We start from the raw sequence: 19645 nt of genomic DNA, 5'->3' as shown, positions 1-19645 counted from the left end.
TGATCAATAGAATCAATATCAGAGACCCAAATGTCCGAATGGTTGTCGCGGGAAGAGGCGCTGGAACGGCTGCGCGTGAGGCCGCAGACGCTCTATGCCTATGTCAGTCGCGGACGCATCGGCATGCGCCCGGATCGGGACGATCCGCGCCGCAGCCAGTACCGCGCCGACGACATCGCGGCGCTGGCAACGCGAAGGGCGCGCGGGCGCAGCCCCTCGGCCATCGCCGAGAGCGCGATCGCCTGGGGCGAGCCGTCGATTGTCACTTCGGTTTCGACCGTCTGGCACGGCCACCTCATCTATCGAGGCCGGGACGCCGCAGCGCTGTCCGACCATGCCACGCTGGAAGAAACCGCTGGGCTGCTCTGGGCTCTGCCTCGCCCCGTCCGTTTCGAAACGCCGTCGCCGGATGCGGCGCGCCAGATCGGCCGCGCCCCGGCCTTTGCGCAACTCGCCTTGCTTGCCGGCCAGGCGCGGCCTTCGCTGGGACGAAGTGCCGCCTCGCTATGCGCCGACGCGGCGCACGCGATCGGCGTGCTGGCCGGCGCCCTCGGTGCCGTGGCGGGACCGGAACCAGTGCATCGGCGATTGGCACGGGGCTGGTCGGTGGACGATGATGGCGCGGAAGCAATCCGCCGTGCCCTTGTCCTGCTCGCCGATCACGAACTCAACGCATCGACCTTCGCGGCCCGCGTCGCGGCCTCGACCGGCGCCTCGCCCGCCGCGGGCCTGCTCGCGGGCCTGGCGACGCTGTCCGGCCCGCGCCACGGCGGCGCCGGCGAGGCGGTTATGCAACTGGCGGAGGACGCCGCAAGTCATGGATCCGATGCCGCGATCCGGCGCTGGCTCGGCCACGACCGGCCGCTGCCGGGTTTCGGCCACCAACTCTATCCCGAGGGCGATCCCCGCGCCACGGCGCTTCTGGCGGCCATCGACAACAATGACGAGACATTGCGGTCGTTGGAAACCGCCGCCATCGCCGCGACCGGCGCTCCAGCGAATATCGACTTTGCCCTTGCCGTGCTGACGCGCGGCCTCGGCCTGCCGCGCGATGCGCCGTTCCAGCTCTTCGCGCTTGGACGCAGCGTGGGCTGGGCCGCGCACATGGTCGAACAGATCGTGAGCGGCAGCATCATCAGGCCGCGCGGCCGCTATGAGGGATTGTTGACGTGACGGCCTGAGACGTTGTCAGCCGGAGTTGGCGTTGGCCCCGAACCGCGCCCGGTATGCGGCGGGGGTCGTGGCGAACCGCCGGCGGAAATGATGCCGCAACGTCGCCGCCGCGCCAAATCCGGCCGTCTCGGCAACGCGGTCGATCGGCAAGCTTGTATCTTCGAGCAGCGTACGCGCCCGAGAAAGCCGTTCGGACAGGAGCCAGCTTGCCGGCGTGACGCCGGTTGCGGCAGCGAACCGGCGTAGAAATGTCCGCTCGCTCATCCCGGCCAGGTCGGCCAGGGTGGCGACCGGATAGTCGGCGGAAATGTCGGCGCGCATCCTGTCTATCAACGGTCCAAGCCGACTGCGCTCGTGAGGTTCGGGCACCGAGCTCTCGACATATTGCGCCTGGCCGCCGTCGCGGTGCGGCGGCACGACCAGGCGGCGCGCCACCATGTTGGCCGCCTTGGTGCCGAAATCGCGCCGGACCAGATGCAGGCAGAGGTCAATCCCGGCCGCGCTGCCGGCCGATGTCAGCACATTTCCCTCGTCGATGTACAAGACATCGGGTACCACCGTGATGTCGGGGTACCGCTCCTTCAGCCTTTCGCCGTAGCGCCAATGCGTGGTTGCCTTCTTGCCCTTGAGCAGGCCGGCCGCGGCAAGCACGAAGACGCCCGAGCAGATGGAAAGAACCCGCGCACCCCGCTCGCTCGCCTTGCGAAGTGCGTCGATCAGCAAAGGCGGCACAGGACAATCCACACCGCGCCATCCCGGCACGATGACCGTGCCGGCCTCGCTGATCAAGTCAGGTCCGCCATCGGCGAGGATGCGCACGCCGCCCATCGCACGCATTTCACCGGCGTCTATGCCGGCAACGGCAAAACGGTACCAATCCGGGCCCATCTCAGGCCTGGGCAAGGCGAACACCTCGGCCGCCACGCCAAATTCGAACGTGCACAGCCCGTCATAGGCAATTGCGACGACAAGCGGGTTGGCAGGGGACGGACTGGCAAGCGACATGTTTGGCATGATCTTGACGATATATGGCAAAGCTGCCAGCTGCAATCGCCCGGCTCGCTGCGCTACCTCAGACCTATCAGCGATGGAGAACAGCTCCATCAGAGATGGAGAAATTTGATGAGCTATGTGACAGACATACCGGCGGCATCGCCGGAGATTGCCCGGGACCATTTCCTGCGCCGGCTTTCCGTGGAAACCGATTGTTCCGATGTCGCCGCGACGCTGCGTGGCGGAAAGCCGGACTTTGCGCTTCTGCACGTCGTCGGATCGCCGCAAGCCTATGAACGCCGCCACGTGCCGGGCGCGCTGCATCTGCCGCACCGCGAGATATCGGCCGGGCGGATGGGAGAATGGCCGTCAGGCACGCTGTTCGTGGTCTATTGCGCCGGCCCACACTGCAATGGCGCGGATCGGGCAGCCTTCAAACTGGCCAGCCTCGGTCTTCCGGTCAAGATCATGATCGGTGGCATTTCAGGCTGGCAGGATGAGGACCTGCCCTTCGCTTCGGGCAAGGAGCCTGGTGTTCTGCGCCCGTGATGGCCACTGGACGGCGACACGACGAATTCCGCGACCTGTGGCAGTCGACCATCGACCGATAAGGCACGGGCGGATTTTGGCCTGGACCCCGCCCCTTACGACATCGTGTCGAGCTTGCGCTGCATGGCAGCGATCTGGTCCTTCAGCTGCTGCAGATCGTCGGGTTTCTCCGGCGCTTCCTTCCTGGCCGGTTCGGCAGGGGCAGCGGCGGGTGCGGAACCCGCCGGCGGAAATGGCGTGAACAGCCGCATCGCATTCTGGAACATTTCCATGTTGCGCCGTGTCTGTTCTTCCAGCGCCTTCATCGGCGTCGCCATCTTCATCACGTCCAGCGGCGACTTGCCGATGGCGCCCTTCATCTGCTCGCGGAACCGCTCCTGTTCCTTGGAGAAGGCGATCATCGATTGTTCGAGGAAACTCGGCACGATCATCTGCATCTGGTCGCCATAGAACGCGATCAGCTGGCGCAGGAACGGGATCGGCAGCATGTTCTGCCCGTCCTTGTTCTCCAGCTCGAAGATGATCTGCGTCAGCACCGGATGGGTGATGTCGTCCCCGGTCTTGGCGTCCTGGACGGTGAATTCCTCGCCCTTCTTGACCATCTCGGCCAGATCCTCGAGCGTCACATAGGTGCTCGTCCCCGTATTATAGAGGCGGCGGTTGGCGTATTTCTTGATAATGATCGGGTCGTCTTTTGCGGCCATCTGCATCCTCCCCGGACACCGGCACGCCTGAGTAAGCAGCCGGTAACGATTGCGCCCTTTTTGAGGATATGCGCAAAAGCCCCACAATTCCAAGCAGTTTGTGCACTGCGGGATCATATTATGCTGCATAGCGGGCAAAATATGCTGCGCAGCAGCGCCCGGTCCGCCGGCACGGCGATGCGCGACCTGCTTGCGGCGCATGGGCGCCATGCCGATTTCCGGTTTGACTTGGGTCATGGAAAGGGCAAGAAAAGTTGCCAACAATGCCTGAAAACATGACAGCTCGAAGTCTGGAGAAGAATATGTCCTCTGCCAATTCCATCGTTGTCGCCAGTGCCGCACGCACGGCCGTCGGCTCCTTCAACGGTGCTTTCGCGGCCACGCCGGCGCATGAACTCGGTGCTGTCGTCATCAAGGAGCTTTTGTCACGTACGGGCGTCGAGGCGGCCGAGGTGGACGAGGTCATCCTCGGCCAGGTGCTGACCGCGGCGCAAGGCCAAAACCCGGCCCGCCAGGCCTCGATCCTTGCCGGCCTGCCCAAGGAAACCACCGCCTGGGGCCTCAACCAGGTTTGCGGCTCGGGTCTGCGCGCCATCGCGCTCGGCATGCAGCAGATCGCCACCGGCGACGCCAAGGTGATCATCGCCGGCGGCCAGGAATCGATGTCGCTGTCGCCGCACGCCGAGCATCTGCGCGCCGGCGTCAAGATGGGCGACTACAAGATGATCGACACCATGATCAAGGACGGGCTGTGGGACGCCTTCAACGGCTACCACATGGGCAACACCGCCGAGAACGTCGCCCGCCAGTTCCAGATCACCCGCGACGACCAGGACCAGTTCGCGCTGGGCTCGCAGAACAAGGCCGAGGCCGCGCAGAAAGCCGGCAAGTTCAAGGACGAGATCGTCGCCTTCACCATCAAGGGCAAGAAGGGCGACACGGTTGTCGATCAGGACGAGTACATCCGCCGCGGCGCCACGATCGATGCCATGACCAAGCTGAGGCCGGCCTTCGACAAGGACGGTACGGTGACCGCCGCCAACGCTTCCGGCATCAATGATGGTGCCGCCGGCGCGCTGCTGATGAGCGAAGCGGAAGCCGCCCGGCGCGGCGTCACCCCGCTCGCGCGCATCGCGTCCTGGGCAACCGCCGGCGTCGATCCGGCGATCATGGGCACCGGACCTATTCCCGCTTCGAAGCGCGCTCTGGAAAAGGCAGGTTGGTCGGTCGGCGATCTGGACCTGGTCGAGGCCAACGAGGCTTTCGCCGCGCAGGCCTGCGCCGTCAACAAGGGCATGGGCTGGGACCCCTCGATCGTCAACGTCAATGGCGGCGCCATCGCCATCGGCCATCCGATCGGCGCCTCGGGCGCCCGCGTCTTCAACACGCTGGTCTTCGAGATGCGTCGCCGCGGCGCCAGGAAGGGGTTGGCCACCCTTTGCATCGGCGGCGGCATGGGCGTCGCCATGTGCGTGGAAGCAATCTGAACAAGCCAATAGCGAATAGGAGTAGCCAATAGGGAAGAACGGCCTCAGCGCGGCGGGACATCAAACCCCTATTCGCTATTGGCTACTCCCTATTTGCTCCTCCGACCAACGGGAGGAGAACACATGACCAAGGTTGCAATCGTCACGGGTGGATCGCGCGGTATCGGCGCTGCCATCTCGATCGCTTTGAAGACTGCCGGCTATTCAGTTGCCGCGAACTATGCCGGCAATGACGATGCGGCGGCCAAATTCAAGGCCGAGACCGGCATTCCGGTCTACAAATGGTCCGTCGCCGATTATGACGCTTGCGCCGCCGGCATCAAGCAGATCGAGGCCGACCTCGGCCCTGTCTCGGTACTGGTCAACAATGCCGGCATCACCCGCGACGCCATGTTCCACAAGATAACGCGCGAGCAGTGGAAAGAGGTTATCGACACCAATCTGTCCGGTGTCTTCAACATGACCCATCCGCTGTGGAGCGGCATGCGCGACCGCAAGTTCGGCCGCGTCATCACCATCTCCTCGATCAACGGCCAGAAGGGCCAGGCCGGACAGGTCAACTACTCCGCCGCCAAGGCCGGCGACATCGGCTTCTCGAAAGCGCTCGCCCAGGAAGGCGCCCGCGCCGGCATCACCGTCAACGTCATCTGCCCGGGCTACATCGCCACCGAGATGGTCAAGGCGATCGACGAGAAAGTGCTCAACGAGCGCATCATCCCGCAAATCCCGGTCGGCCGCCTCGGCGAACCGGAAGAGATCGCGCGCTGCGTCGTCTTCCTCGCTTCCGAGGATGCCGGCTTCATCACCGGCTCGACCCTGACCGCCAATGGCGGCCAGTACTTCGTCTAGGCATTGATTTTCGCCTGCCCACCAACCAGCGGCCTTGACGGGCGAAAACGGACCGGGAAACCGGTCCGTTTTCAAGTGATGCTCTGGGCCTAAAGCGCCCGCTACGAGCGGCTGCCCCAATCCGGCACGCAAAGGTTAATGGCGGCAGCGCGCCTGCGCGAAACCTGTGGGCAAGCCTGTGGATTCTCGGTGGATAAGCTGTTCACAACACAAGATATTGGGGGAACAAAAAGGGAAAATAGCGCTGACGCTGTTTTGTCGCCGATTCGTTCCGGCTTTGAGCGGAAGTTAACATTAATAGGCCGAGATCACCCATAGTTTCTTAACCCACAATTCAGAAAGATTAACAATTTCATAATCTTGAGCAGTGCGCATCGAGCCCCCGACCTCGTTCACAGGCGAAAGTTAACAGAGAGGTTCGCCTAGCATAAAACGGGCCAGTTTTCTGATTCAGCATGTGGTGAGACTCATGGTCGCAAAATCCATATCTAGCCGTGAACAAAAGCTGAATCTGACGGAGTCACCGATTCGTCGCTGATTCGTTCCAGACTCGTTCCAACTGTTAAGCAGGAACTGATTTGCGGGCTGACACGGGCGTCTTCGGAACCCGGGCGGAACATTCCGCTTTCGCTTCGCGCCCGAAATCCCTATGTGTCGGCTGTCATACGCGCCGTCCAGGCACGCTCCCGACAACGAGAGGCGAGAAAGCCTTATTTCCGAGCCGATGAACATCCAGCAGAAACATACCGAGCCGCTGATCCTGTCGGGCCGCGACGTGACCGCCGTGCTTGGGCCGACCAACACGGGCAAGACCCATCTCGCCATCGAGCGCATGGTGGCGCACGAAACCGGCGTCATCGGCCTGCCGCTGAGGCTGCTGGCCCGGGAGGTCTACACACGCGTCTGCGAAAAGGTGGGCGCCCACAAGGTGGCGCTCATCACCGGCGAGGAGAAGATCCAGCCGCCGGGCGCCAAATATTCGGTCTGCACCGTCGAAGCCATGCCGCGCGAGACCGACGCCGCGTTCGTCGCCATCGACGAGGTGCAACTGGCCGGCGACCTCGAGCGTGGCCATATCTTCACCGACCGTATCCTGCACCTGCGCGGCCGCCAGGAAACGCTGCTGCTCGGCGCGGCCACCATGCACGGCATCCTCCAGCGGCTGCTGAAAGGCGTCTCGGTGGTGACGCGGCCGCGCCTGTCGCATCTGGCTTATGCCGGTTCCAAGAAACTGACGCGCCTGCCACGGCGCACCGCGATCGTCGCCTTCTCCGCCGACGAGGTCTACGCCATCGCCGAGCTGATCCGGCGCCAGCAGGGCGGTGCGGCGGTGGTTCTGGGCGCGCTGTCGCCTCGCACCCGCAATGCCCAGGTGGCGCTGTTCCAGTCGGGCGATGTCGACTATCTCATTGCCACCGACGCGATCGGCATGGGTCTCAACCTCGACCTCGACCATGTCGCCTTTGCCCAGAACCGCAAGTTCGACGGCTACCAGTACCGCAATTTGACGGCGGCCGAACTCGGCCAGATCGCCGGCCGCGCCGGCCGGCATCTGCGCGACGGCACGTTCGGAGTCACCGGGCAGGTTGACCCGCTGGACGAGGATCTGGTCCAGAAGATCGAGAGCCATGACTTCGACCCGGTGAAGGTGCTGCAGTGGCGCACCGCCCAATTCGATTTCGCCAGCCTCGATACGCTGAAGCGCTCGATCGAAACCAACGCCCCGGTCGAGGGCCTGACGCGCGCCCTTCCGGCCGTCGATGCCCAGGCGCTCGAACATCTCTCCCGCGACGAAGGCATCCGCGCGCTCGCAACCAATGCCAAGCGCGTGGCGTTGCTGTGGGAAGCCTGCGCGCTGCCGGATTATCGCAAGATCGCGCCCGCCCAGCATGCCGACCTCATCGCCTCGATCTACATGGACCTCGCCCGGCATGGTCATGTCGACGAGAACTATATGGCCGAGCAGGTGCGCCGCGCCGACACCACCGAGGGCGATATCGACACGCTGTCGCACCGCATCGCCCAGATCCGCACCTGGACATTCGTGTCGAACCGGCCCGGCTGGCTGGCCGATCAGGCACACTGGCAGGAAAAGACGCGCGAAATCGAAGACAGATTGTCGGATGCGCTGCATGAGCGGTTGACGAAACGCTTCGTAGACCGCAGGACTTCCGTCCTCATGCGGCGCCTTAGAGAAAATACCATGCCTGAAGCCGAAATCAGTCCTACCGGAACCGTCCTTGTCGAAGGCCATCACGTCGGCGAGTTGCAAGGGTTCCGCTTCACCGCCGACCAGACCGCCGGCGGCGAAGACGCCAAGGCCGTGCGCACGGCCGCGCAAAAGGCGCTGGCCGCCGAATTCGATGCACGCGCGGAGCGCTTCGGCGCCTGCGCCAATGGCGATCTCGCGCTCGGTTCGGACGGCACGCTGCGCTGGATCGGCGCGCCGATCGGCACGCTGGTTTCGGGCGAGGACGCGCTGAAGCCGCGCCTGGTGCTGCTGGCCGACGAACAGCTCACCGGACCGGCGCGCGACAAGGTCGCCGCGCGCGCCGAGCGCTTCGTCAATTTCCAGATCGAATCCCTGCTGAAGCCGCTGGTCGACTTGAAAAATGCCGATCAGATTTCCGGTATCGGCCGCGGCATCGCCTTCCAGCTGGTCGAGAATTTCGGCCTCATCAATCGCCGCGACATCGCCGAGGAGATGAAGTCGCTCGACCAGGAAGGCCGCGCGGCGCTTCGCCGGCTCGGCGTGCGCTTCGGTGCCTACCACGTCTTCGTGCCGGCGCTGATCAAACCGGCGCCCGCCGGACTGGTGACCTTGCTGTGGGCGCTGAAGAACGACGGCAAGGACAAGCCCGGCTTCGGCGACGTCGTCCATGCGCTGGCATCGGGCCGCACCTCGGTGGTGATCGATCCGGCCTTCGACAAGGCGTTCTACAAGCTTGCCGGCTACCGCAATCTCGGCCGCCGCGCCGTTCGCATCGACATTCTCGAGCGGCTGGCTGACCTGATCCGCCCGGCGACCAACTGGAAGCCCGGCCTCGGCCAGCGACCGGACGGCGCCTATGACGGCCAGTCCTTCATGGTGACGCCGCCGATGATGTCGATCCTCGGCGCCACCGCCGACGACATGGAAGAGATTCTCAAGGGTCTCGGCTATCGCGCCGAGCCGAAGCCGGCGGCGGACGTCAAGGCGCGGCTGGAAGCGCAGGATACTGCCGCGCGGGAAGCCGCCGCGGCCAAGCAGGCAGCCGCGGAGGCAGCCCGCGCGGAACAGGCCGAGGCGGCGGAAGAGGCGGCAGCGCCAGCCGCCGAAGGATCGGAACCGGTGCCGGATGCGGCAGCCGCCGCGGCGATGGAGGTTGCGGCCGAAATCGCGGCAGACGCGCCGACGGAAGCTGCCGTGCAAGAGCAGGCGGAAGCCACGGCTGACGTTGCAGGGGGCGAAGAGGCGCCTGTAGCCGAAGCCGCCGTTGAACCCGTCGAGCCGGCGCCGGTTGAGTCGCGGGCCGAAGCTGAGACTGCCGAGATTGACGCCGCGCCCCCAGAAGAGGACGCCGCGGCGGCGGAGCCGGCCGTCGGGGCCCCCGCGGCGGCGGAGCCGGCCGTCGGGGCCCCCGCGCCGACGGAAGCAGCCGAATCCGTTGCGGTGGCGCAAGCCGTCGGCGAAACGGTGCCGGAAGCCGAAGCGCCAAAGCCGATCCTGTTGTGGCGCCAAGGCCGCTTTGACCAGCGTCCGCGTCATCGCGACGGCCGCAACAACCGCCCGCAAAACGGACAAGCGCGTGGCCGAGGCAACGCGTCGGCCGATGCCGGCGGCGCACCGGCAACAGGCACGCCCACGGACCGTCCCGCCCATGAAGGACGCCGCGACGGCGCCGGCAAGCCGCGCTTCGACCGCTCGAAGTTCAAGCCCAAGCCGCAAGGTGACGGCGAGCAGCGCCGCGATGGCCGCCCGCAAGGCGATCGTCCCGAGCGCCGTGAAGGCCGCCCGGACTGGAAGGGCGGCAGGCCGGAAGGCAAGGGGGGCGGAAAGCCCGCCTTCCAACCCAAGCCGCGCGAGGAGCGCCCGGTGCGCTTCGATCCGGATTCCCCCTTCGCCAAGCTCGCCGCCTTGCGCGACCAACTAAAGAAGTAGGCTCGGCGCTTCGATGGTTGCTGAAGGCCGCCAGCGCATCGACAAATGGCTGTTCTTTTCGCGTGCGGTGAAATCGCGCTCGCTGGCGGCTAAATTGGTGGTCGCCGGCCGCGTGCGCATCAATCGCGACAAAGCAGCGCAGGCATCCGATCTGGTCAAGCCGGGCGACGTGCTGACCATCACGCTCGACCGGCATATCTTCGTCTGGAAGGTGCTCGGCGCCGGAGTGCGGCGCGGCCCGGCCGAGGAAGCCCGCACTCTTTATGAAGACATGTCGCCGCCGCCCGCACCCAAGGCTGACGCCCTTCCCGATGCCATCCCGGCGTTGCGGGAGGCAGGCAGCGGCCGCCCGACCAAAAAAGAGCGCCGCCAGACCGACCGATTGCTCGACGAAGATTGAGCCGTTCGACCGACCGCGGAGGGGCGTTGCCCGAGGGCAGCGGCAAACAAAAAGCAGAACCGGGAGCGGCAAACAGGACGGCCGGTGGGGCATGCCGGGGCTTCGCGGCGCCGCCCACCTGGAATTCCATTCCCAAACCCTGATGCCCCTGGGAACGGCCACCCTTGCAAGCAGCCGATAAAGGCGTTACCTCACAAAAAAAGCCAACAAAAACGGGACATCCCGGAGCCGACCGATGACCTATGTCGTGACCGACAACTGCATCAAATGCAAATATATGGACTGCATCGAGGTCTGTCCGGTCGACTGTTTCTACGAAGGCGAGAACATGCTCGTCATCCATCCCGACGAGTGCATCGACTGCGGCGTCTGCGAACCGGAATGCCCGGCCGACGCGATCAAGCCCGACACCGAGTCCGGCCTTGACAAATGGCTGCAGATCAACACCGAATATGCCGAGAAATGGCCGAACATCACCGCCAAGAAGGAGCCGCCGGCCGACGCCAAGAGCTTCGACGGTGAGGCCGGCAAGTTCGAGAAATACTTCTCCGCCGAGCCCGGCGAAGGCGATTGACAACACCGCCGTAAAGGCTTGTATGACGTAGCGTAACAAGCACGTCGGATTAACCGCCTTGACAGGCGGCGATTGGTTGTGGCCTTCGCTTACGCAGCAAAACCTTGATTCTTCCGACTTTTTGTGTTACATCAGCGAAACATGCCGGTGACACAACGTCGATTTATGGCGCAGACGCCCCAAATCACTGAAAGGTGAAAATCCCATTCCGGACCAGAGCGATCTGGGCCAGGCGGTCGCAATTCGTGCGGTTTGCCGGTCCCGGCTTTTCCGGTGGGTTCATCTGTTGTGCGGCTAATGATCGGTGACCCCGATCACGTGAGTTCAGCCGGCACCGCCGCCGGCCCACAACAAGGAGTTCAGGGCGTAATGGCAACGATCACCCCGCAGAAGAAGTCCACGGCCGCGCGTCACGGTTTCAAGACCGGCGAGTACATCGTCTATCCGGCGCATGGCGTCGGCCAGATCGTCTCGATCGACGAGCAGGAAGTGGCTGGCCACAAGCTGGAACTGTTCGTCATCGACTTCCAGAAGGACAAGATGCGGCTCAAGGTGCCGGTCGCCAAGGCGACCTCCATCGGCATGCGCAAGCTGTCGGAAGAGGATTATGTCGAGCGCGCGCTGAAGGTCGTGCAGGGTCGCGCCCGCGTCAAGCGCACCATGTGGTCGCGCCGTGCCCAGGAATATGATGCCAAGATCAATTCGGGCGACTTGATCTCGATCTCGGAAGTCGTGCGCGACCTCTACCGCGCCGACAACCAGCCGGAGCAGTCCTATTCCGAACGCCAGCTCTATGAAGCGGCGCTCGACCGCATGGCCCGCGAGATCGCGGCTGTCAACCGCATGTCGGAAACCGAAGCCGTGCGCCTGATCGAGGTCAATCTCAACAAGGGCCCCAAGCGTGGCGCCAAGGCCGACAATGAGGAAGCCGAGCAGGAAGAGGCTGCCTGAGCTTTTCGCTTTCGAGTTAACGAAAAACCCGGCCTCGTGCCGGGTTTTTTGTCTTTAAGATTGCCGGAGATTGCCGCGTCTATGCGCCGGCCTCCTTCTCCGCCGCCTCCTGCTTCAGCGTGGCGATGAACCGCTTTGTCCTTTCGCGCTCCGGATTGCCGAACAGCGTGGCGGATGGCCCCTGCTCGACAATGACGCCGGCATCGAGGAACACCGCTTCCTGGGCGATCTTGGAAGCCAGGCGCAAATCATGCGTCGCTATCACCATGGTCGTTCCCTCGCTGGCGAGCTGGCTAAGCACATCGACCACCTCCTGCGCCAATTCCGGGTCGAGTGCCGAAGTCGGTTCGTCGCACAGCAGCACCTTGGGCGACGGCGCCAGCGCCCGGGCGATCGCCACGCGCTGTTGCTGGCCACCCGACAGCGTCGCCGGCCAGGCATCCGCCTTGTGGGCCATGCCGACCTTCTCCAGCAGCGCGAGCGCCCGTTCATGTGCCCTCTGGGGCGACCATTTGAGCACCGTGACCAAACCTTCCATGACATTTTCGATAGCGGTGCGATGCGGAAACAGCTGGAAATTTTGGAACACCATGCCGGTCTGCAGGCGCAGACGCCTTATGTCCGCCGCCGGCACCTTTCCGCCCGGGCGGAACTCGAGCATCTCGTCGCCGATCCGCACCGTGCCCGAGGTCGGGATCTCCAGGAGGTTGATGCAGCGCAGCAGCGTGCTTTTTCCCCCACCCGAAGGACCGACAAGGGCTGTGACGCTGCCCTCGGCGATGGCAACCGTCACCCCTTTCAGCACGAGATTTTCGCCGAAGCGTTTTTCGATGTTGGTGAGGCCGATCATGAGCGTGCCTCCAGGAAGCCGCCATAGCGGTTGAGCCGCTCCTCCAGCCGCGTCTGCAAGGCCGACAGCACCGAACTCATCGCCAGATAGAGGATCGCAGCCTCGACATAGAGGATGAGCGGCTCATAGGTGGTGGCAACGATACGCTGCGCTGCCTGGAACATCTCCGGCACGGTGATGGCGGCGGCCAGCGACGTGTCCTTGACCAGCGAGATGAAAGTGTTGGAGAGCGGCGGCACCGCCACCCGGCCGGCTTGCGGCAGGATGGTGCGCCGCATCGCCTGGCTCCAGGTCATGCCGATCGAGTAGCCGGCCTCCCACTGGCCTTTCGGCACCGAGCCTATCGCCGCGCGGATGATTTCCGACGTGTAGGCGCCGATGTTGAGGGTGAAGCCGATCAGCGCCGCGGTAAAGGCATCGAGCAGGATGCCGACCGAAGGCAGGCCGTAGAAGATCAGGAACAGCTGCACCAGCAGCGGCGTGCCGCGGAAGATCCAGACATAGAAGCGCACGAGCGCCACCAGCGGCTTCGGGCCGAACAGCCGGCCGAGCGCCGCGCCCAACCCCACCGTCAGGGCGAGCACGAAAGACAGCAGCGTCAGCGGCACGGTGAAGATCAACGCTGCCCACAGCAGCGAGGGCAGCGACTCCAGCATCAGTTGCAGCCAGTGCGGCACGAAAAATCCTCCGGAATGAACAAGCGGCGTCATCGAAGCGCGAATGCGTCAGCCATATCACGACAAAAGCGGCGAGCCGTCAAAAACGGCTCGCCGCTGGATGGGCCGCGGGGCGACGACCGGCCCCGCTTTATGAATTACTTCGACACGTCCTGGCCGAAATAGGTGTCGGCGATCTTCTGATAGGTACCGTCGGCCTTGATGTCGGCCAGCGCCTTGTTGATGGCCGCGACCAGCTCCGGATCGCCCTTGCGCACGATGACGCCGGAATAATCGGCATTCTCTTCCTGGGCGGCGATCTTCACATTGGCGTCGGGCTTGTGCTTCTTGAAGTCGAGGAACGACAGGCTGTCATTGATGGTGGCGTCGGCGCGGCCGGTCAAAAGCAGCTGGATCGACTGGTCGAAGCCGTCGGTGCCGACCAGTTCGGCGCCATTCGACTCGGCCAGCTTGCCGAAATTGGAGGTCAGCGACTGCGCCGACTTCTTGCCCTTGAGATCGGCGAAGGTCTTGATGTCGGTGTTGTCGCCGCGCACGATCAGCACCGCCTTGGAGGCGATGTAGGGATCGGAGAAATCGTACTTGGCCTTGCGGGCATCGGTGATGCCGACTTCGTTGATGACGGCGTCGTAGCGCTTGACATCGAGGCCGGCGATCAGGCCGTCCCACTTGCCCTCGAGGAACTGCGCCTTGACGCCAAGCTTGTCGGCGATCGCCTTGGCGATTTCGACGTCGAAGCCGACCAGCGCTCCGGATGCATCATGGTAGGTGAAAGGCGCGTAAGTGCCTTCCGTACCGACCTTGATGACGCCGGCCTGCTTGATCTCGTCGAGATTGGCGCCGGCATGGCCCGATGCGACCGCCAGGGCCTGCAGCGTTCCGGCGATGATGAGTGACTTGAGCCATTTCATTTTTCTGTGATCCGTCCTTGGCCTGATGTCAGGCATGTTGTGAGGGCTGGAAAATGACAGATGCGGGTCGAAAAAATAAGGAATGAAATTTCAAAGAGGGCCAATTCCAGAAATCGAATACTCTAAAAGGAATTTCTCTGCAGCATTCAGAGTTCCGGGCAGCCGTGCCGAAATTGCCCGGATCTCATCGCTCGCCTGCCCGCGCCAGCGGAACCTTTCCCGCGCACGGCAGTTTTGGCTGTTCTAGGGCACGACGCCGTCATTTCAAGCCGGTGCCTGTCATCCGTATCGCCTGAGCCAGGGAGCGCCTTATGATGGAAGACACGGCAGGTCGGGTCATGGTCCGCGCGGCAATGAGGGCGCCCTACCTCGAGCGCGACGAGGAGCATCGGCTTGCATTGCTCTGGAAAGAAGACAACGACCAGAACGCATTGCACAGCATCACCGTTGCCCATATGCGGCTGGTCATTTCCATGGCCTCGAAATTCCGTCACTACGGCCTGCCGCTTGGCGACCTGATCCAGGAAGGTCATGTCGGCCTGCTCGAGGCCGCGGCCCGCTTCGAGCCTGAGCGCGAGGTACGGTTTTCGACCTACGCGACGTGGTGGATTCGCGCTTCGATGCAGGATTACATCCTGCGCAACTGGTCGATCGTGCGCGGCGGCACCAGTTCGGCGCAAAAGGCCCTGTTCTTCAATCTCAGGCGCCTGCGTGCGCGCCTCGCGAACGGCGCCGAACCGCTCTCCAACACAACCCTCTACCGCGAGGTGTCGGTTGCGCTTGGTGTCTCCGAGGCTGATGTGGCGCTGATGGATTCACGCCTCTCCGCCCCGGACTCCTCGCTCAACGTGCCGCTTGCCGACGATGCGGGGGCGACCGAGCGGATGGATTTCCTGGTCTCCGACGATCCCCTGCCCGACGAGATTGTCGGCGACAAGATCGACGTCGCGCGCCGCTCGCTTTGGCTGAGGGAGGCGCTTCAAGCTCTCAACGCCCGCGAACTCCGCATCATCGAGGAACGCCGGCTGACCGACGAGGGCGCCACGCTCGAGGCACTCGGCGAGACGCTCGGCATTTCCAAGGAACGCGTCCGCCAGATCGAGGCCCGCGCGATGGAAAAGCTCAAGGTCGCGCTGGTGAAGCAGAATCCCGAATTCATGGCGACCGCCGCCTGATTCGCGCAACGGGCGCTACTTGTCGGTGACGATCTTGACCTTGTCGCCGGCCGAAACCGCTGCCCCCGGCGACAACGCATTGAGCACGCGGAACAGGTCGAGCTTGCGGTCGACGCCCACCATCTGCGCGGCAAGCGAGCCCATGGTCTGTCCCGGCTGTACCGTAAGCACACGGATATGCAGTGGCTTCAGGGCCGCCTTTTCGGCGGGACTGAGAATGCGGAAGGAGCCGCTGACCGAGCGCGCCACCGTTTCCAGCGAGGTGCTGGCCGAGGGCGCCGCGGTCAGCAATCGGTAAACCTGGCCGCCGGCGCGGATCACCGCGATATCGAACTGCCAGCCTTCGGCGCCGGCATGCGCGGTCGCCGCCTCATTGCCGTTGATGGTTTCCTGCTTGACAGTGCTGTCGTCGAGGCCAGCCACCCAGCCGCTTCTGATATAGTCGGTCAAGGCGCGGTTCTTGTCGATCGAAACGCCATCGAAGCGGATCGCTATGTCGCCAGGACCGGTCGCCGTCACCGCTGCCGCCGAATTGTCGATGATGAAACCGTCCGGCACCGTGAACGACACGCCGAGGCCCGGATGCAGGAAGGTCTCGCCGCGCACATAGCCTTCTTCCGGCGTGTCGCCGTAAAGCAGGCCGTCTATGCCGGCGAGGAAGGAATCGCGGTCGCGCGTGCCGAAGCCGGGCGCGCCGAACTGGCGGGCGTGGCGCTGTGCCAGATCGATGCGCTGTGGCGTGTTGGGATGGGTGGCAAGGAAGTCGAGGCTGGCGTCGGTGGCGCCGCTGATCGAGCGGAAATCGGTGTAGGCCGACATCGACTGCAGGAACCGGCCGGCGGCATAGGGATCGTAGCCGGCTTCGCCGATCGACTTGATGCCGATGGCGTCCGCCTCCAGTTCCTGGTTGCGCGAGAACTGCGCCAACCTGAGCTTGCCGCGGATCAGTGCTGCCTTGGCGGTCGGGCTGTCGCCGAGCACATCCGAGACGACCTTGGTCGCAAGGCCTTCCTCGGCCTCCAACTGCTGGCGCTGCAGGCCATGATTGGCGGTGACGTGTCCCATTTCATGCGCGATGACAGCGGCGAGCTCGGACGAATCATTGGCCAGCGCCAAGAGGCCGCGCGTTATGTAGAGATAGCCGCCCGGCAGCGCGAAGGCGTTGACGTTGGGCGAATTGAGGATGGTGATGCGATAGGTCTGGGTCGGGTTGGCCGACACCACGGTCAAATTGCCGACCACCTTGGCGACCATGCGCTCGAGCTTGGGATCGGAATATTCGCCACCATAGGTCGCCAGGATGCGCGGATGCTGCGCCTTGGCGAGTTCGGCTAGCTTGTTGTTGGCGGCGACATTGTCCACCGTGATCGGCTTGTCGGAAGGCTGGAAGCCGGATTCCTGGACCTCCGGAGGCGTGAACATCTGGCAGCTCGCCAGCGCCACGGCAAAGCCAGCCAGCGCCAGGAAGCGCGCCAGCGGGTTCATTCGTAGCCTGTCAACGCCGATCGCCAGAATGGCTTCCTTTCAGGTCCTTGCGCATGATCATGCCATGCGCAAAACAAACTGCTACAGCGTCCGTCACGCGCCCCTCGGGGCGGGCAGCAGATGCTGTAGGCAAATCACGGCCTGTGCCGGACGGTATCGAGCGGACCTAGCCACACTACTCCAGTCATGGCAAGCAAGCGCCACATCGCCTCGGGCCGGTTTGAGCGTAAATTATGTCCGCTTCCGGGCAATATCTCGTGATAAGGCATCCCCGGCACCCGCACCGATATAGCGCCGGAACGCCTCTGGACCAGCCCCGGCAAAGAAATCGTCCGCCGTGCCTGTGGCGGCGACGGCGCCATTGTCCAGAAACACCACCTTCTGGCCGATGCGGCGGGCATCCTGCGGCTGGTGCGTGACGAACAGCACCGTCATGCCACGCTCGGCATGAAGGCCGGCAACCAGGTCGAGCATGTCGTCGCGCAAGGCGGGCCCAAGCGAGGCGAAGGGTTCGTCGAGCAGCAGCACCGGGCGGTCACGCACCAGCACGCGAGCCAGGGCGACGCGCTGGCGCTCACCGCCCGAAAGTTCGCGCGGCAGCCGCTTCTCCTTGCCGGCAAGACCGGTGCGCGCAAGGGCGCCCGCGATATCGGCGTGGTCGGTATCGGTCAGCCGCAACGATGGCGAACGGCCGAGCCCGACATTCTGCTCGACGGAAAGATGCGCGAAAAGATTGTTCTCCTGAAACACCATCGACACCGGACGCACGGCCGGCGGCTCACCACTGACATCGCCCCCGCCGATCAGCACGCGGCCGGATCTCGGCATCTCGAATCCGGCCACCAGATTGAGCAGCGTCGACTTTCCCGAACCGCTTGGCCCCATGATGGCAGTGATTTGCGTCGCGGTGAACTCGACATCGAAAGCGAACAATGCCTCGCCATAACTGAACGAGACCTTGTCCAGCCGCACCGGAACCCCTTTGGCGTCAGCCGCACCGTCAGACATCGCGGGCCATCCCCTTTCCCAGCCGGTCCGCTGCCAGCACCAGTACCAGGCAGACAAGGCCCAGCAACAACGCCAGGCCGGCGGCGTCCTGGGTGCGGTAGCTGCCCATGCGCGCCAGGAGAAGGTAGGGCAAGGTCTGTACGGAATCACTGCCGAACAGGGCGATGACGCCGAGATCGCCAAGCGACAGCGCCATGGCGAACGCGAAGGCGGTGGCGAGCGGCCGCCGCAGCGACGGCCAGTCGACCAGCTTCAGCCTTGCCCAGCCGGAAATGCCGAGCTGTGCGCAGAGCCGTTCGTGGCGCTCGCTTGCCGCATCATAGGCGGGGCGGATGGCGCGCAGCGCGAAAGGCATCGCCATGACAGCGTTGACGGTGACGACCATGAGCGGGGCGATGGCAAAGACGTCGCCGACGTGGCGCAACAGAAGGAACCAACCGGCGCCGACGACGATCGGCGGCACGACCAGCACAAAGCCGGCGCCGGTATCGGTGGCGTGTTCGAGCAGTGTCATTGGGCCGGAGCGGCGGTTCGATGCCAGCGCCCGCCGCGCCATTGTCAATGCCAACGAGAGCATCACCGAAAGCAGCGCCGAAAGGAAGCCGAGCACGGCGCTGGTGAGTGTCGCCTGCCGGACAGCGGTCTCGCCGGCCAGCCGGTCGAGATCGGCGCTCAATCCGGCGATCACGGTCGCCGCCATCGGTCCCGCGACGACCAGCAGCGCCAATCCGATGAGCAAGGCATTCAGTGTGGCTTCGGTGCCGTTGACGGAGAGATAGCGGCGCGGCGCGACCGGCAGGTTGGTGTCGCCGACGACATTGGCGCCGAGCCGCGTCAGCGCCAGCACCACGATGAAGGTCAAGGCGATCTGCAGCAATGTCAGCGCGACAGCCCTCGCGGGATCGAAATCGAAGCGCAAGGCCTGATAGATGCCGACTTCGAGCGTCGTCGCGGCCGGCCCGCCGCCAAGCGTCAGCACGATGGTGAAGGATGTGATGCAGAGCATGAAGACGAGCCCGGCGACGCCGGGCATGGCGGCGCGCAGTGTTGGCCATTCGATCAACCGGAACGCCGGCCGCGCCGCCATGCCGAGCTGGCTCGCCAGCCGCCACTGGTCGGAGGGGATGGTCTGCAGCGCCTCGAGGAACAGGCGGGTGGCCAGCGGCAGGTTGAAGAAGACATGGGCGACGAGAATGCCGGAGAGGCCGTAGATGCCCGGCCAGCCCTGGCCGCCAACCCAGTTGAACAGGCCGGCGAAATAGCCGGCACGGCCATAAAGCGCCAGAATGCCGAGCGCCGCGACGATCGCCGGCAGCGCCAACGGCACGGCGAAGAGCTGCAGAATGAAGGCGCGGCCGAAAAACCGTGGATGCCGCGACAGCGCCCGCGCCACGAACAGGGCCGGCCCGACGGAGAGCAGCGTTGACAGGGCCGCCTGCCAGAGTGTGAAGCGCACGACGCGCAACAGATAAGGGTCGAAGGCCGCCCAGGCGCCGGAGAGGTCGTGTGCGCCTTCGACAAGCAGCCCGGCAAACGCGCCGCCGATCAAGAGCGCGATCGCCGCCAGCGCTACGCTGCCGGCGGTAATGCGGGGATCAGACGCGGGTTGCACGAAAGGCCTTTAACGTGCGTCGCGTTCCTTCGCGCCCCCCTCTGTCCCGTCGGACATCTCCCCCACGAGGGGGGAGATTAGCAGCTCCGGCGCCCAGCTCATTCCT

At 64.5% G+C, this 19645-nt stretch carries 18 protein-coding genes; 10 read left to right on the top strand and 8 right to left on the bottom strand.

The window, feature by feature from the left end; translation table 11 throughout:
* The first annotated feature begins 30 nt into the window (after window positions 1–30).
* Window positions 31–1173, top strand: a complete 1143-nt coding sequence (locus EN804_RS14605) for a citrate synthase (RefSeq protein ID WP_135917149.1) — start codon at window positions 31–33, stop codon at window positions 1171–1173.
* A gap of 15 nt (window positions 1174–1188) precedes the next feature.
* Here the strand turns inward: EN804_RS14605 and ftrA are convergent, their stop codons facing one another.
* Window positions 1189–2187 (bottom strand): transcriptional regulator FtrA, encoded by a 999-nt coding sequence (ftrA, locus tag EN804_RS14600; protein WP_135920282.1) that lies wholly within the window; start codon window positions 2185–2187, stop codon window positions 1189–1191.
* Between the two features lie 108 nt (window positions 2188–2295).
* Between ftrA and EN804_RS14595 the strand changes: the two genes are divergently transcribed.
* Window positions 2296–2715, top strand: coding sequence for a rhodanese-like domain-containing protein (locus EN804_RS14595; RefSeq protein WP_135919961.1), 420 nt, complete (start codon window positions 2296–2298; stop codon window positions 2713–2715).
* A gap of 95 nt (window positions 2716–2810) precedes the next feature.
* On the opposite strand, the gene phaR is transcribed toward EN804_RS14595, so the two are convergent.
* Complete coding sequence (phaR, locus tag EN804_RS14590; RefSeq protein ID WP_135919959.1) at window positions 2811–3419, bottom strand: polyhydroxyalkanoate synthesis repressor PhaR; 609 nt, start codon at window positions 3417–3419, stop codon at window positions 2811–2813.
* Window positions 3420–3539: 120 nt separating this feature from the next.
* On the opposite strand from phaR, the gene EN804_RS37240 reads away from it, so the two are divergent.
* The 7 genes from EN804_RS37240 to EN804_RS14560 all read left to right on the top strand — a co-directional run bounded on the left by EN804_RS37240 (window position 3540) and on the right by EN804_RS14560 (window position 11821).
* Entirely contained in the window at window positions 3540–3698 is a 159-nt protein-coding gene (locus EN804_RS37240) for a hypothetical protein (RefSeq protein ID WP_167531411.1), read from the top strand.
* 23 nt (window positions 3699–3721) lie between these two features.
* On the top strand, window positions 3722–4906 hold the full coding sequence (locus EN804_RS14585) for an acetyl-CoA C-acetyltransferase (RefSeq protein ID WP_135919957.1): 1185 nt from the start codon (window positions 3722–3724) through the stop codon (window positions 4904–4906).
* A 123-nt stretch (window positions 4907–5029) separates the two neighbouring features.
* Entirely contained in the window at window positions 5030–5755 is a 726-nt protein-coding gene (gene phbB, locus EN804_RS14580) for an acetoacetyl-CoA reductase (protein ID WP_127277284.1), read from the top strand.
* Between the two features lie 724 nt (window positions 5756–6479).
* Window positions 6480–9896, top strand: coding sequence for a helicase-related protein (locus EN804_RS14575; protein ID WP_135919954.1), 3417 nt, complete (start codon window positions 6480–6482; stop codon window positions 9894–9896).
* Window positions 9897–9909: 13 nt separating this feature from the next.
* On the top strand, window positions 9910–10296 hold the full coding sequence (locus EN804_RS14570) for an RNA-binding S4 domain-containing protein (protein WP_135919951.1): 387 nt from the start codon (window positions 9910–9912) through the stop codon (window positions 10294–10296).
* A gap of 235 nt (window positions 10297–10531) precedes the next feature.
* Window positions 10532–10870: a ferredoxin FdxA gene (fdxA, locus tag EN804_RS14565; protein WP_095089463.1), complete on the top strand. Its 339-nt coding sequence runs from the start codon at window positions 10532–10534 to the stop codon at window positions 10868–10870.
* A gap of 369 nt (window positions 10871–11239) precedes the next feature.
* Window positions 11240–11821, top strand: coding sequence for a CarD family transcriptional regulator (locus EN804_RS14560; RefSeq protein ID WP_006327799.1), 582 nt, complete (start codon window positions 11240–11242; stop codon window positions 11819–11821).
* 79 nt (window positions 11822–11900) lie between these two features.
* Here the strand turns inward: EN804_RS14560 and EN804_RS14555 are convergent, their stop codons facing one another.
* The 3 genes from EN804_RS14555 to EN804_RS14545 form a co-directional block, all read right to left on the bottom strand.
* Window positions 11901–12671 carry an amino acid ABC transporter ATP-binding protein gene (locus tag EN804_RS14555; protein ID WP_135882174.1) on the bottom strand — a complete coding sequence of 257 codons (771 nt, stop codon included), beginning with the start codon at window positions 12669–12671 and terminating at the stop codon, window positions 11901–11903.
* On the bottom strand, window positions 12668–13348 hold the full coding sequence (locus EN804_RS14550) for an amino acid ABC transporter permease (RefSeq protein ID WP_135919949.1): 681 nt from the start codon (window positions 13346–13348) through the stop codon (window positions 12668–12670). The genes EN804_RS14555 and EN804_RS14550 overlap by 4 nt, the downstream gene beginning before the upstream one ends.
* A 137-nt stretch (window positions 13349–13485) precedes the next feature.
* Window positions 13486–14259 carry an amino acid ABC transporter substrate-binding protein gene (locus EN804_RS14545; protein WP_135863173.1) on the bottom strand — a complete coding sequence of 258 codons (774 nt, stop codon included), beginning with the start codon at window positions 14257–14259 and terminating at the stop codon, window positions 13486–13488.
* Window positions 14260–14570: 311 nt separating this feature from the next.
* Between EN804_RS14545 and EN804_RS14540 the strand changes: the two genes are divergently transcribed.
* On the top strand, window positions 14571–15434 hold the full coding sequence (locus EN804_RS14540; protein WP_127279395.1) for an RNA polymerase factor sigma-32: 864 nt from the start codon (window positions 14571–14573) through the stop codon (window positions 15432–15434).
* Between the two features lie 15 nt (window positions 15435–15449).
* Here the strand turns inward: EN804_RS14540 and EN804_RS14535 are convergent, their stop codons facing one another.
* The 3 genes from EN804_RS14535 to thiP form a co-directional block, all read right to left on the bottom strand.
* Window positions 15450–16919: a M48 family metalloprotease gene (locus tag EN804_RS14535; protein ID WP_023784820.1), complete on the bottom strand. Its 1470-nt coding sequence runs from the start codon at window positions 16917–16919 to the stop codon at window positions 15450–15452.
* A 231-nt stretch (window positions 16920–17150) separates the two neighbouring features.
* Entirely contained in the window at window positions 17151–17927 is a 777-nt protein-coding gene (thiQ, locus tag EN804_RS14530) for a thiamine ABC transporter ATP-binding protein (RefSeq protein ID WP_135882176.1), read from the bottom strand.
* Complete coding sequence (gene thiP, locus EN804_RS14525) at window positions 17920–19539, bottom strand: thiamine/thiamine pyrophosphate ABC transporter permease (protein ID WP_135919947.1); 1620 nt, start codon at window positions 19537–19539, stop codon at window positions 17920–17922. Before thiP ends, thiQ begins: the two co-directional genes overlap by 8 nt.
* Window positions 19540–19645: the final 106 nt, after the last annotated feature.

This window comes from Mesorhizobium sp. M8A.F.Ca.ET.161.01.1.1, assembly GCF_004792105.1.
GTDB lineage: Bacteria > Pseudomonadota > Alphaproteobacteria > Rhizobiales > Rhizobiaceae > Mesorhizobium.
This window is presented reverse-complemented; position numbering and strand designations above follow the sequence as displayed.

Excerpts from the sequence above, each read along its gene's own strand:
- EN804_RS14605 (WP_135917149.1), top strand. The coding sequence starts at position 31 with ATGTCCGAATGGTTGTCGCGGGAAGAGGCGCTGGAACGGCTGCGCGTG.
- EN804_RS14535 (WP_023784820.1), bottom strand. The coding sequence starts at position 16,919 with ATGAACCCGCTGGCGCGCTTCCTGGCGCTGGCTGGCTTTGCCGTGGCG.
- thiQ (WP_135882176.1), bottom strand. The coding sequence starts at position 17,927 with ATGTCTGACGGTGCGGCTGACGCCAAAGGGGTTCCGGTGCGGCTGGAC.
- EN804_RS14570 (WP_135919951.1), top strand. The coding sequence starts at position 9,910 with ATGGTTGCTGAAGGCCGCCAGCGCATCGACAAATGGCTGTTCTTTTCG.
- EN804_RS14545 (WP_135863173.1), bottom strand. The coding sequence starts at position 14,259 with ATGAAATGGCTCAAGTCACTCATCATCGCCGGAACGCTGCAGGCCCTG.
- EN804_RS14575 (WP_135919954.1), top strand. The coding sequence starts at position 6,480 with ATGAACATCCAGCAGAAACATACCGAGCCGCTGATCCTGTCGGGCCGC.
- EN804_RS14585 (WP_135919957.1), top strand. The coding sequence starts at position 3,722 with ATGTCCTCTGCCAATTCCATCGTTGTCGCCAGTGCCGCACGCACGGCC.
- EN804_RS14595 (WP_135919961.1), top strand. The coding sequence starts at position 2,296 with ATGAGCTATGTGACAGACATACCGGCGGCATCGCCGGAGATTGCCCGG.
- EN804_RS14555 (WP_135882174.1), bottom strand. The coding sequence starts at position 12,671 with ATGATCGGCCTCACCAACATCGAAAAACGCTTCGGCGAAAATCTCGTG.
- phbB (WP_127277284.1), top strand. The coding sequence starts at position 5,030 with ATGACCAAGGTTGCAATCGTCACGGGTGGATCGCGCGGTATCGGCGCT.
- ftrA (WP_135920282.1), bottom strand. The coding sequence starts at position 2,187 with ATGCCAAACATGTCGCTTGCCAGTCCGTCCCCTGCCAACCCGCTTGTC.
- EN804_RS14540 (WP_127279395.1), top strand. The coding sequence starts at position 14,571 with ATGATGGAAGACACGGCAGGTCGGGTCATGGTCCGCGCGGCAATGAGG.
- fdxA (WP_095089463.1), top strand. The coding sequence starts at position 10,532 with ATGACCTATGTCGTGACCGACAACTGCATCAAATGCAAATATATGGAC.
- EN804_RS37240 (WP_167531411.1), top strand. The coding sequence starts at position 3,540 with ATGCTGCATAGCGGGCAAAATATGCTGCGCAGCAGCGCCCGGTCCGCC.
- EN804_RS14560 (WP_006327799.1), top strand. The coding sequence starts at position 11,240 with ATGGCAACGATCACCCCGCAGAAGAAGTCCACGGCCGCGCGTCACGGT.
- phaR (WP_135919959.1), bottom strand. The coding sequence starts at position 3,419 with ATGGCCGCAAAAGACGACCCGATCATTATCAAGAAATACGCCAACCGC.